At 42.8% G+C, this 12,123-nt stretch carries 11 protein-coding genes; 2 read left to right on the top strand and 9 right to left on the bottom strand.

All coding sequences use genetic code 11. The features are described 5' to 3' along the window. Positions 1-150: 150 nt before the first annotated feature. From cysK to AC58PQ_RS04160, 6 genes are all read right to left on the bottom strand, one after another. Complete coding sequence (gene cysK, locus AC58PQ_RS04185) at positions 151-1,071, bottom strand: cysteine synthase A (RefSeq protein WP_497240719.1); 921 nt, start codon at positions 1,069-1,071, stop codon at positions 151-153. A 63-nt stretch (positions 1,072-1,134) separates the two neighbouring features. Further along, positions 1,135-2,367, bottom strand: a complete 1,233-nt coding sequence (locus tag AC58PQ_RS04180) for an MFS transporter (protein WP_497240718.1) — start codon at positions 2,365-2,367, stop codon at positions 1,135-1,137. A gap of 125 nt (positions 2,368-2,492) precedes the next feature. Then, on the bottom strand, positions 2,493-2,993 hold the full coding sequence (locus AC58PQ_RS04175; RefSeq protein ID WP_497240717.1) for a hypothetical protein: 501 nt from the start codon (positions 2,991-2,993) through the stop codon (positions 2,493-2,495). A gap of 138 nt (positions 2,994-3,131) precedes the next feature. Next, entirely contained in the window at positions 3,132-3,551 is a 420-nt protein-coding gene (locus AC58PQ_RS04170; protein ID WP_477587538.1) for a DUF350 domain-containing protein, read from the bottom strand. Between the two features lie 125 nt (positions 3,552-3,676). Beyond that, positions 3,677-4,357: a PspA/IM30 family protein gene (locus AC58PQ_RS04165; protein ID WP_497240716.1), complete on the bottom strand. Its 681-nt coding sequence runs from the start codon at positions 4,355-4,357 to the stop codon at positions 3,677-3,679. A gap of 91 nt (positions 4,358-4,448) precedes the next feature. After that, on the bottom strand, positions 4,449-6,809 hold the full coding sequence (locus AC58PQ_RS04160; protein WP_497240715.1) for an endonuclease MutS2: 2,361 nt from the start codon (positions 6,807-6,809) through the stop codon (positions 4,449-4,451). A 242-nt stretch (positions 6,810-7,051) separates the two neighbouring features. Between AC58PQ_RS04160 and AC58PQ_RS04155 the strand changes: the two genes are divergently transcribed. Together AC58PQ_RS04155 and AC58PQ_RS04150 are read left to right on the top strand one after the other, a co-directional pair. Further along, positions 7,052-7,420, top strand: coding sequence for a phage holin family protein (locus AC58PQ_RS04155; RefSeq protein ID WP_497240714.1), 369 nt, complete (start codon positions 7,052-7,054; stop codon positions 7,418-7,420). Positions 7,421-7,595: 175 nt separating this feature from the next. Then, on the top strand, positions 7,596-7,985 hold the full coding sequence (locus tag AC58PQ_RS04150) for a cupredoxin domain-containing protein (protein ID WP_497240713.1): 390 nt from the start codon (positions 7,596-7,598) through the stop codon (positions 7,983-7,985). Between the two features lie 78 nt (positions 7,986-8,063). On the opposite strand, the gene AC58PQ_RS04145 is transcribed toward AC58PQ_RS04150, so the two are convergent. The 3 genes from AC58PQ_RS04145 to AC58PQ_RS04135 all read right to left on the bottom strand — a co-directional run bounded on the left by AC58PQ_RS04145 (position 8,064) and on the right by AC58PQ_RS04135 (position 12,073). After that, a complete protein-coding gene (locus AC58PQ_RS04145; RefSeq protein WP_497240712.1) occupies positions 8,064-8,705 on the bottom strand; it encodes a transposase family protein in 642 nt (213 codons plus the stop codon). Between the two features lie 614 nt (positions 8,706-9,319). Continuing rightward, on the bottom strand, positions 9,320-9,874 hold the full coding sequence (locus AC58PQ_RS04140; protein ID WP_497240711.1) for a CvpA family protein: 555 nt from the start codon (positions 9,872-9,874) through the stop codon (positions 9,320-9,322). 6 nt (positions 9,875-9,880) lie between these two features. Further along, the gene (locus tag AC58PQ_RS04135; protein WP_497240710.1) at positions 9,881-12,073 is read right to left on the bottom strand and encodes a hypothetical protein; all 2,193 of its coding nucleotides are present in this window, start codon (positions 12,071-12,073) and stop codon (positions 9,881-9,883) included. Positions 12,074-12,123: the final 50 nt, after the last annotated feature.

Here is a 12,123-nt window from a genome sequence, read left to right as displayed (position 1 = left end):
TATGTTTCATTCATCCATTCATCTTACAATGAATCGCTGTCCTAATTCAATTACTGATCGCGGAAGATAGGCAGAATATTTATATATATTTGAAAATTCCACTCGGATTGGCAAAAAAAAGCCACTGGATGACCTCCAAGTGGCTTTTGCTTAAAAAAGATCCATACTTAAATACCGTTCACCTGTATCTGGTGCAATGCAAAGCACTCGTTTTCCTGCCCCGAGCTTCCTTGCAACCTGTATACCTGTCCAGACCGAGGCTCCAGCAGAAGGACCGACTAGGATGCCTTCCATACTTGCCAAATTTCTCATCGTTTGGATGGCATCCTCATCTGACACTTGCACAATTTCATCATAGACGCTTGTGTTCAAAATAGCTGGAACAAAGCCTGGGCTTGTACCCACCAGTTTATGCGGTCCTGGACTTCCACCAGAAAGCACTGGTGATCCCTTTGGCTCTACGACATAAATCTGGATATTCGGCAAATGTTCCCTAAGTACTTCACCAGTCCCCGTAATCGTGCCACCCGTTCCGGAGGTCGCGACGAATGCATCTAACCTGCCCTCCATTTGCTGCAAGATTTCAGGCGCTGTCGTGATGCGATGAATACTTGGATTCGCTGGGTTTTCAAACTGCTGTGGAATAAAGCTACCAGGAATTTGATCCCGTAGCTCCACAGCCTTAGCAATGGCACCTGGCATCCGCAAAGCGGCTGGCGTTAAAACCACTTCTGCACCGTAGGCCTTCAGAATATTTATACGTTCCTTACTCATATTATCCGGCATAATCAAAATCGCTCTATAACCCTTCGCCGCCGCGTTCATCGCTAGTCCGATGCCGGTATTTCCGCTTGTAGGCTCAATAATCGTCGCTCCTGGCCCAAGCTGACCTGACTTTTCAGCCTGATCAATGAGATTCCATGCAGCACGATCTTTCACGCTTCCGCTCGGATTGAAATACTCCAGCTTCACGTACAGCTCGGCAGCTTCCGGTTCTACTAATCGGTTAATCGCTACTACGGGGGTATCTCCGATTAGCTCTGTGATGCTGTTAACCATCTTTTTAGGCATTGGTGCCCCCTCCTCATCCCACAATCATGCTACTCACATTTTCATGTTGAAACCTAGTCTATGTCAAGGCTTAGGCTTGGATGCGGTTAGATTATTTCTGATGAATAACCATGAGAAGAACGTTGAGCTCCCAATAACCAGCAGCAGAACATTGATCACTATTGGCTCCTTGCTCCATGAGATGACACAAATAAATAACAACACACCGCAGACGCGCCCTACATTCAAGGATAGCTCTCGCAGGACAATGTATTCCTCCCTCTGTTTGGCACTCTCTTCATCCGAACCAATCAAATCAAAGACGACAGAAATCATGGGAATGGAGTACATGGGGAAAAAGAGGGCAGACCCTATCCCAAACATCAGTAAGGTACTGTATGTTATCTCCCAAAAGAACGGCAAAATCACAAGAACAACCATAACCGAGCCAATGAACATACTTGTCTTGCGAAAAGTTGGTCGAATGAAACGACCTGCTGCCCAGAAACTAACTAGCGCAACGGATGATGTAATTAGAGCGAAATTTCCTAAGCTTGCTTCACTTGAAGTGGATATGTACACCAGCAACCCAATCATAAAGCCAAATACACCTTCGCGGACTCCTTGAAAAAGTAAAGCCAGACTTACTCGCTTCCAAGCCGTTTCAGGTTGTCTAAGTATTCGCAGCGGAAGCAGCCATTCGTAGGTTCCACTCAACTTCCTCTTTTTCAGAAAAAAACTGACTACAACGCCTAATACAAATATGCCTAAGGAAATGGAAAAAATAAGACGATAACCCGCTCCATCTCCTAAATTAACAATGAGTAAACCAGAAATCCACGGAGCAATAATGCCAGCACCTGCGCCCAGAAGGCCAACCCAACCATTAAATCGATCCCGATTGTCAGGATCCGTCACCTCAAAATAAACGACATTGAAGGCAATCCAGAACAAGCCTACGGAGATCCCTTGCACGAAGCCTAACCATACAAAATAGTGGACACTGCTCGTCCCCATCCATAGCACTAGCATGTAGAAACACGCTGAGATCGAAACACCAATACGTAAACAATTCATTTTATTGTGTTCTTTCACCCACTTTCCGGCTAACCAAAAGGTAATGGCCATCGTTAAATGGGTCGTTAAAGTAAACCAGCCGATTAAGGTAAAATCGTTCTTGGCTTTCCACAAATAGACGCCGACGAATGTACCTGACAACGCATTTGCTCCGCCGAATAACGCATGAACAATAAGCAAAAGGATCGCTTGAGCATCCAGCTTCCCCTTGCTTTTCACATTCGTTTGATTCGTTTGCATACTCCTCCTCCTACCTGAGACCGAATATTGGCTCTTGTTAAGTTTCCCCTTTGGAGTGAAAATATGAGGCGAATAGACGCAAAAAAAACCGAATCCATGAGGACTCGGTTTCCTTTCAAGCGTTGCTATTCCGATTTGATGCGTTCAACCATCAGTAATCGATCTGTATCTGAGAGCACTTTTTCCACCCTGAAACACGATGGGCACACATAAACATCCGTAGTGAAAGGACCTGTTAGGAAAGCACTTCCTAACGTCTTAGGAATACTAGGCGTGAACGAAGCTCCGCTTGTTACTTCCGTTCCAGCAAGGAGCAAGAATTCATGACAATTCGAACACTCCGGCGCTTCTTCCTGTTCATCCGTCAATTGTTGGACCTTCTCGCCATATTTATCGAGCGGCTCATCGGAATCATCCCAAGCCAATGATAAATCCTCATCGGATTCAGCATATTCTTGTTCGTTGAAACGCAGCTTCTGCCCCGTCTGCTTGACCTTCAGATCAATGCTGCGGTAATCATTTAATTCATTAAAACAGTGCGGACACTCATCTTCTGGTCCAATTTCCGGATCCCAAACGATCTCTGTTTGGCACCACGGACACACAACTTCTTCATTGCTGCTCATTGCGAAATCCTCCACCTAAATGCAATCATGCATATTTCCATACATAATAAACCCCAGCCGCTACAAACACAAGCGCGATAGCAAACAAGGTTCCCCACAGGTATTTCATTTTTTAAGCCTCCAAGACTATGTAAAATACTAAGTTACACATGCTCCGACCACATAGGATAAGGAGACTGACAATGTTAAAGATAAGAACCCTACCGCACGATTATCCTTCTTAATTTCCTCATCAATTTTGAAATAAGGCGTTAAGAACTCAAAAATAAAGTAAGCAACTAGCAACAGCACGAAGCCATAGCCAGCCCAAACGAGAGAATGAATCATGGTGTCATTGTTTAAAATGGCAAAGCGGAACAAGTTACAAATCCCAAAAATTTTCCCACCAGTCGCCATGGCTACCGATAAATTACCTTTTTTAATTTCAGCCCAATCGTCATACTTTGTAACCATTTCAAAGATGGTAAGAAAAATCACAAGCGCGACCACTGCTACAGCAAAAAAAGCGAGCGTTGATAAATACGGGTTACTCAACAAGACATCCACCTCTTCGTTCATATCTTCTCCTGCCTTCCTTTACACAAGTAGAGAAACTTTAACTTCGATTAAAGCTCCCTTAGTCCTATATATGGTAGTAGAGACTGAGTATGACTCAGTCTCTCGCAGGTACATCTAGTATAACATTAGGATTGTTTTTTTTCAGCAAGCTTTGCTCTCATAGCTGCTAGCTCATCATCGATTCCGCTGCTGCTTGCGCCTAAGCCGTCTAATTCATCGTCCAAGCTGCGGTTTTTAGCACGAATTTCTCCGCTTGCTTGCGCTTCAGCTTCCATTTGAAGCACTTTTTCACTCATGCGATCAAAACCTTTAGCCGCATTATCTGTACCAAAACCAGACATCGCTTGGTTGATTTGTTTTTGTGCTTTCGCTGTTTCAGCACGAGCAATTAACAAATCTTTTTTGTTTTTCATTTTCGTGAACTCGTCTTTCATCTCCGTCAATTGTGCACGAAGTTGATCCGCATTTGTTTTGGCAAGATCATATTGACGTTTCAATTCATCATAACGACCTTGATGCTCTTTCTTATCTTCCAGCGCGCGGCGGGCCAAATCTTCATTCCCTGCTTCAAGGGCTTTCATAGCCTGCTCTGTACGTTTCGTTACCATCTCTTCAGACTCTTCAAATTGCAACTTGAATTTCTTCTCGATCGCAATTGATTTCGCTACTGCAGCTTCTGCTTCCATGATATCTTCTTCCATATCACGCAAAAATTGATTTAACATTTTAACAGGATCTTCTGCCTTATCCAATAAATCATTAATTGAAGCCATTGTCATATCACGAAGTCTTTTGAAAATTCCCATCTAAAATTCCTCCTAAGGTTTCATACTCTTTATACCTATTTCATACGCAACAACCAAAGAATGAGTTTCAAAATGGATGAAAAATTCTAAATTATTTCAATTCGACGACTGTGACCCCAGCTCCACCTTCATTGTAATTACCCATCCGATAGCTTTTCACGTGCTTATGTCGGCGCAAATATTCTTGCATCCCCGTTCGAAGCACACCTGTACCTTTGCCATGAATTAAATATACTTGGCCAAAATTATTCAAGTATGACTCATCTAGGAAGCGATCTGCTTCGATCAAAGCTTCTTCCATATTCATGCCGCGCATATCCAATTCCATTTTGACATTGTCATCACGTGTACGTTTTAGTGTAGTTGCCACTTTCTGCGGTTGCTTCGCCTGAGGCGCATTGCCTGTTTTTTCAAGGTTGGACAATTGCACCTTCATTTTCATAATCCCCAACTGAACATTAGCTTCGGTTGTACCCACAAGTTCAACGACGTGTCCTTTTTGTCCTAGTGAAACGACGCGTACTTCATCGCCCGCTTCAATCTGCTCGGGACGCTTCTTCAAAGCGCGAACTTGCTTGCTCCGCAGTTCCGGCGTCGCTTGATCAAGACGCCGTTTGGCTTCCACTAAGCGGTGATCCTTCACCCCACCCGCTTCTTCTTGCGCCATACGGCGCAGGTCAGCGATGACTTCGTCCGCTTCGCGACGAGCTTTAAGAACAGCCTCGCGCGCATCGCGTTCTGCTTTTTCTAGCAGCTTATCACGCTGCTCATCGAATTTGAGCTGCTGAGCCTCCAGCGATTTGCGCATCGCTTCAGCTTCTCTGCGCAGCTCCTCTGCCGCATTTCGCTCCGATTCGGCGATTAGACGATTCTCCTCGAGGGAAGCAATCATGGACTCTACGCGCTGATCTTCCTCACCCACTTGTGTGCGAGCATGCTCTATAATACGACGAGATAAACCAAGGCGCTCAGCAATCGCGAATGCGTTACTTCGTCCAGGTACGCCAACTAACAAACGATACGTCGGGCTAAGCGTTTGGATATCAAACTCCATACTCGCGTTAATCGTACCTGGCTTTTGATAGGCATACGCCTTCAACTCCGAATAATGCGTTGTTGCTATAATTCGGCAACCTATTTGATGAATATAATCCAAGATAGAGATAGCTAATGCAGACCCTTCTGCAGGATCCGTACCTGCGCCTAGCTCATCAAGCAGTACTAAGCTTTTCGGTGTCATGTCACGTAAAATGCTAATGATATTGGTCATATGACTAGAAAAAGTACTTAAGTTTTGCTCAATACTTTGTTCATCTCCAATATCCGCATAAATAGCATCGAACACACACAATTGCGTGCCTTCCTCCGCAGGGACAAACAGCCCTGACATCGCCATCAGACTTAGTAGACCTACGGTTTTAAGGGAAACCGTCTTCCCTCCTGTGTTCGGGCCCGTTACGATAATTTGTGAGAAATCGTTGCCCAACTCCAAATCAAGCGGTACAACGGCATCTGCTGGAATGAGAGGGTGTCGTCCTCTTTTAATTTTGATAAAGCCGCGGTCATTCAATCTTGGCATTGTTGCCTTTAATTCTCTAGCTAAGCCTGCTTTGGCAAAAGTAAAATCAAGTTCTGCTAGCTGATCAACATCCAAAACAAGAACTTCTACTTGTTCAGCAACCAATTCGGTCAGTGCCCGAAGAATTTTCTCGATCTCTGCTTCTTCTTTAAATTTAAGTTCACGGATTTTATTGTTTAATTGCACGATGGCATCGGGTTCTATATAAAGTGTGGCACCAGAAGCGGATTGATCATGAATCATTCCGCCAAAGCTGGAACGGTACTCTGACTTCACTGGAATTACAAAACGGTCATTCCGAATCGTGATGAGCACATCCTGCAACATCTTCTGGACAGAAGAATTACGAATCATCTGTTCCAATCTTTCGCGAACTCTTCCCTCACCCGTCCGAAGTTCACTTCGAACACGACCTAATTCGGGACTAGCACCATCAACAACAACCGCATTTTCATCAATGCAGCTATTGATTTTGTCCTCTAATTGTTTATTTTCTGTCAACAAATCCACCTGCGACTTCAGCATCGGAATTGCATATTCCTCATGGGCAGCAAGTACAAATCGTTTCAATCTTCGTGTTCCAAACATCGTAGTTGAAATCTCAAGCAGCTCTGTTGGGTTTAACATCCCACCGATTCTGGCTCTATGCAGGGGAGAGCGAATATCTCTGATTCCGCCGAAAGGCGCATTTCCTTTGAGCCTCTCTACATTAACTGCCTCATCCGTTGCTTGTAAGCGAAGCTTAACAAGTTCAAAATCCCCTATAGGCTCGAGTTTCTCTGCCGCATCTTTACCTAGCGAAGTGGATGCATGATGAGCAACTTTATGTAAAATTTTCTGATATTCTAATGTTTTTATAATTTTCGGATTCAATGGTCCCAACCTCTTTTCTCTATCCTATATTATAAACCAATTGGATCCTGATTAGCTACGGAGACAATGATTATATGGAAGATACTGCTCCCCATAAATATCACAAATTTGGATACACTAAGTTGTGCATCTAATCCTCTGCCAAAAGGAATTGCAAATTGTCACAATCAAAGCATTTTGCACCAAAAATCGCTTCTTGTCGGTGGATGCTATTCCACGACAAAAAGAAGGAGGTTCACGACATGCATTTTCTTGGACATCTGGTAAGGTTTATTGTTTCAGCTTTGGTTTTAATGTTTGTAAGCTGGTTAGTCCCAGGATTTAAAGTCGGTGGGTTTTGGAGTGCATTTTTCTTGGCACTAGTCATTGCGATCGCGGCTTGGATCATCGAAGGGATTTTCGGTAAACAAATCACCCCATTTGGCAGAGGTATCGTAGGGTTTATAGTGAGCGCACTAGTCATTTGGGCCGCTCAATTTGTTGTGACCAATGTGTCTACGAGCATGATAGGTGCCATTTTAGCTGCTTTAGTCATTGGGATCATCGACTTATTCATTCCAGTGAAAACCCCTTTCGAACAAGGGCTCACGGGTAGAGAAGATCGTCGATAAAACCTGTCAGTTTCGATAACTGATAGCCAATGTAAAGCCACAAAAAGATCGGCCTGCAGCGTTCTTAATCGCCGGGCCGATCTTTTCTTTGTGGTTTCACTAGTTTGTCACTATATTCTTGGAAATAGGTCGTGTACAATAATATGGAAATCATTATATATACGGAGGGGTACCTATGAAAAAACTTACAATTCTTATGATGGGACTAGCAGTAATTATTGCTATCACAGCATGTGGAAACAAAGACTCCAAAACAATAGCTACAGCATCGCCAGCTGCGACTACGAAAGCGGCAACCGGTGGACAACAAGTCGTCTTAAAAGCTACCAATTATCAATTTGATAAGACCGAATATCGCGTGAAAAAAGGTGAATCTGTCACAATCACACTTGATAATTCCCAAGGTATTCACGGAGCAGCTATCAAAGAGTTTAACATTAACCTCAACAATGGTAATAAAACCGTTACCTTTACGCCAGATAAAGCAGGTTCATTCCCAATCAACTGCTCTATCATGTGCGGTACTGGCCACTCAGGTATGAAAACAACACTTATCGTTGAATAATCTAGAGTCCCTGCTTCCAATAGCCTTATCACGACTTCCGTGATAAGGCTATTTCTATATCCAGATTTCTAGTTGTTTTCAGACAACTTGAAAATATCGTAAAAAATGAGGATATAAATACACAGAAAAGCATGCATGCATCCATTTTCTGAACATATCCTGTTCTGCGTATCTAACATTTCTAGATGTCTTAAAAAGAAATCTTGCCAAGATACTCGTATTCTTCTTCGGTTTTATACCGTTCTCTTTGTTCTCTTTGTTCTCTTTGTTCTCTTCACTGCTATACTGATCAGTTTTGACTTCCAACGATTCTTCTGTTGGTTTTCCATGCTTGTTGTTGCCCATACGTGCGTATTGCTTATGTAAAGCAAATTGAAGTTTTTCTATTATCAACTTAGCTGTTCGATAATTCACGCCAAGTAATCTTGCAAACATTGGAATTGAATAAGTCATCTCATCCAGAATCAACATTTTAATAGCTTTGAACCAGAGTAATAAAGGCAGCTTTGATTTATGCATAACAGTCCCAGCTGTAATCGATATTTGTGTGCGGCACTCCTTACATTCGAGTAAGCTGCGTGTCTTCACTTTATAAAATGAATCATGGTCACATCTTGGACAAAAGAACCCATTAGCCCAACGACTTTTCATTAAGAACTTCTCACAATCTTCCTCTGATTGAAAGGCATTATCCATTGAATCTATAAGATGCATTTCCATTATAAGACCCACTCCATCAATGGAACTTGTGTTCCCATAATTTAATTATATCGAACATTTGTTTCCATGTAAAGGAAAAACTGTCCATTCGAGAGGGAGTATTCCGAGTTTCGAAATTTCTGAGGTAACTACAATTAACTTTGCTATTCGTTACTCGCTGCAACACTCTTCTAGCTTGTACAGGGTGATAGCGACGATCCTGAACTTGAACCTTATGTGAGGGACAACAGCTTACAATTTGGGCGGAATCAATCGAGATTGCCAGTGACGGGGCTAGTGGTGTATGAATACTCAAGGTCGATGCGGCGAGTGCTAACTTATACTTAGAGGGGTACACCAATTTGTACTAATTTGAGAAGAAATACAGGGGGCGAAGCGGCGAGCGCTAACTTGGACTGTGGGATAATCTCAACTTTCTTAGTGTGAACTCCTGGGGGGCAACACTGTGAGTGCTGCTTGTACTGTAGGAATCTATATCAGCTTATATGGAGTAAGATCTCTAGAGGGCGAAGTGGATAGCTGTGGAGTTGTAGATACGTCAGAAAAATAGTTTTGTGATAAAGGTCCTCGCAAAAAAATAAAAACTACCGCTTCTATTCAAAGGGCGGTAGTTTCTATAGGGGGATTCCTTGCTTCCACAGGTCATGCAGTTTACCTGCTACCTGCGGTAGCTCGTTAATCAAATAGGGAGCTATGGATGAGCTTGATAACAGCTTTTGAGGGCCGTCTGAAGGAATGATGGTCATGACATTTACTGCAATTACAATGATAAGCAGCGCTTCTGCTAACCCCAGCAATGCGCCGCTCCAACGGTTAATGGCGTTGAGGCCCGGCGTTTTGGCGAGAATATTCAATGCTCTGCCAATGATCACAAGCGCAAGTTTAACACCGAAGAATAGGAGCGCAAAGGCGATGGCATTTAGGATATACGCTTCTAAATTGAGACCTTTAACGATGAATTCATATTTTTGATAATTTTGATATGTGGGTAGTGAAATTGCACTCTTGAGTAAGGGAGCAAGATCCTTATAAAAATAAAAGGCAACAAGATAAGCGAGGATCATGCCCGAAATAGAAACGATTTGAGCGATAAATCCTCTAAAGTAGCCAATGAGCAGTCCTAAGGCAATAACCGACATCAAGACGTAATCAAGTAGGTTCAAAGTCACTAAGGGCTACCCGACTGGGCTATCAGCTTCTACAAGCTCAATCCATTCGTTGTATTCGATTTGTAGCTTAGCATATTCCTCACGCAATTTCCTATATTCCTCTTTAACAGCTTGCAGCTCTTCTTGTTGAGCTTCGTCGTTCATGCTCATCTGAAGGAGCTCTTCTTTTTCCTGTTGAGCTTGGGCCCAAATAAGTTCTTTCTCTACTTCAAACTGTTCTGCGCGTGTATCTCGCTCCGCCTGCATTTGTGCAAGCAGTTCTTCTATTTTCCCTTGATAATGCTGAATAATTGTTGCTTTCTGCTCCTCAAGCTGCTGCTTGAATGTTGCTTGTTGTTCCACTTCAAAACGTCGAACTTTTGCCTCTTCTTCTTCCTGATAAAGCAACGCTAAAGAGTCTATATCCTCTTGATGCGTGCTAGCTGCAACCTCGAGCTCGGATTGATGCTTCTGTTTAATGGCATGAATCTCAGCATGGTGCCCACGTACGATGGCTGCGATTTCATTATGATGTTTCTTTGTATTAGACGCTAATTCATCTTGGAGTTGCTCAGAGATCGATTCCAATTCGTTTTGATGCTTCTCTGACACAGAACTCAATTCGATTTCGTGCTTCTCTGAAATAGAACTCAGTTCAATTTGATGCTTCTCTGAAATAGAACTCAGTTCAATTTGATGCTTCTCCGACATAGAACTCAGCTCGATTTGGTGGTTCGTTGCGATAGAAGCTATCTCATTTTGATGACTCTCTGTCAGAGATGCAATCTCAAAATGATGCTCATCCGTTTGATTTGCTATTTCGTTTTGAAGCTTATCTGCGATAGCTGATAACTCCGTTTGGTATTCATCTGAAATCGATTCTATTTCACTTAGATGACTATCTGATATAGCAATTAATTCTGCTTGATGTTCTTCTGTCATGAGCGCTAATGCAACTTGGTGTTCCTCTGTCATGAGCGCTAATGCAACTTGGTGTTCCTCTGTCATGAGCTCTGTTGCAACTTGATGTTCCTCAACCATGAGCGCTATCGTAGCTTGTTGCTCGTCTGTAAGGGTCTCAATAGCGGCCTTATGTTCTTGTTTCAAGGACACTATTTGGGATTGATGCTCACGTGCCATGGACGCTTGTTCATCTTGATGATGCTTGGTTATGGATTCAATTTGCGCTTGGTACTGCTTATGGATACTGGTAATATCAGAACCGCTTTGCTTAGACAGTAAAGCTAATGCTTCTTGATGCTGAAGTTCTACGTTTTCTTTGTCTTGAAGATGTAACTGAATGAGTGATTCTTTTTCTTCCTGAAGCTGTTGGTGCAGGCTTTCATTTTCTTTGCTATGCGTATCCGCTATCGCAGCCAGCTCCAGCTTATGCTGTTCGGCCAACTTCAGAAGTTGTTGCGATTTCTGCTGTTGCGCTTGCTCTAGCTGTTGTTTGCTTTGCTGATGTTGTTGTTTTTCTCGGTCTAATTGTTGTTTAACTTGTTCTAGATGCTGCTTCGCTTGCAGATTTTGGCGCTTTTCTTGGTCTATTTGCTGTTTGAATTGATCCATTTGTTGCGTGACTTGATCTTGTTGTTGTTTCGCTTGATCGATCTGTTGTTTCGCTTGATCAATCTGCTGTTTGGTTTGAACTTGCTGTTGTTTCGCCTGATCTAACTGTTGCTTAGCTTGGTCTAACTGTTGTTTCGTTTGATCTAACTGCTGTTTTGTTTGATCTAGCTGTTGCTTGCCCAGCTCATTCTGCTGTTTCATTTGCAGCATTTGCTGTTTCGTTTGTTCTTGTTCTTGTCTGACTTTAATAATCTCTTGTTTATGTTGTTTCTCTTGTTCTGTAATTTGTTGCAGTTTCCCGACTTGCTCAGTGAGAAGAGCCTGATTCTTATCATCCTCTTGTTTCAATTCATGATATCGGGTTGTTAGCTTTTCGTAAGCGATTTTAGTCGCTTCCTGCTCTTTCTGTACATTACTAAGCTCTTCCAAAATTTCATTCATTCGGAAACACTCATCCGCCATATTTACAGCGGCCAAAACAGCGATTCGCTGCGAATCCAAACGCGGATAGCCTTTGGCAATGCGAAACATTTGGTCATTTACATATTCAGCAACACGCTTCATATGATTCGTGCTTGTATCTGCTTTGAGCTTATATTGGTGTCCATATATATCAACAGTAATTCTTGTTTTATCTTCTGTAGTCAATTTAAATCCTCCCTTAAGATGAAAGGCTGGTCCTATCGAGAATAATTTCG

The sequence above is a fragment of the Paenibacillus sp. J22P143 genome, from assembly GCF_059692035.1.
The sequence above is the reverse complement of the archived record's forward strand: the minus strand, read 5'-3'. Positions and strand labels throughout refer to the sequence as shown.

Coding starts and splice junctions, on each gene's coding strand:
- AC58PQ_RS04145 (WP_497240712.1), bottom strand. CDS start 8,705: ATGGAAATGCATCTTATAGATTCAATGGATAATGCCTTTCAATCAGAG.
- AC58PQ_RS04180 (WP_497240718.1), bottom strand. CDS start 2,367: ATGCAAACGAATCAAACGAATGTGAAAAGCAAGGGGAAGCTGGATGCT.
- AC58PQ_RS04175 (WP_497240717.1), bottom strand. CDS start 2,993: ATGAGCAGCAATGAAGAAGTTGTGTGTCCGTGGTGCCAAACAGAGATC.
- cysK (WP_497240719.1), bottom strand. CDS start 1,071: ATGCCTAAAAAGATGGTTAACAGCATCACAGAGCTAATCGGAGATACC.
- AC58PQ_RS04165 (WP_497240716.1), bottom strand. CDS start 4,357: ATGGGAATTTTCAAAAGACTTCGTGATATGACAATGGCTTCAATTAAT.
- AC58PQ_RS04150 (WP_497240713.1), top strand. CDS start 7,596: ATGAAAAAACTTACAATTCTTATGATGGGACTAGCAGTAATTATTGCT.
- AC58PQ_RS04155 (WP_497240714.1), top strand. CDS start 7,052: ATGCATTTTCTTGGACATCTGGTAAGGTTTATTGTTTCAGCTTTGGTT.
- AC58PQ_RS04170 (WP_477587538.1), bottom strand. CDS start 3,551: ATGAACGAAGAGGTGGATGTCTTGTTGAGTAACCCGTATTTATCAACG.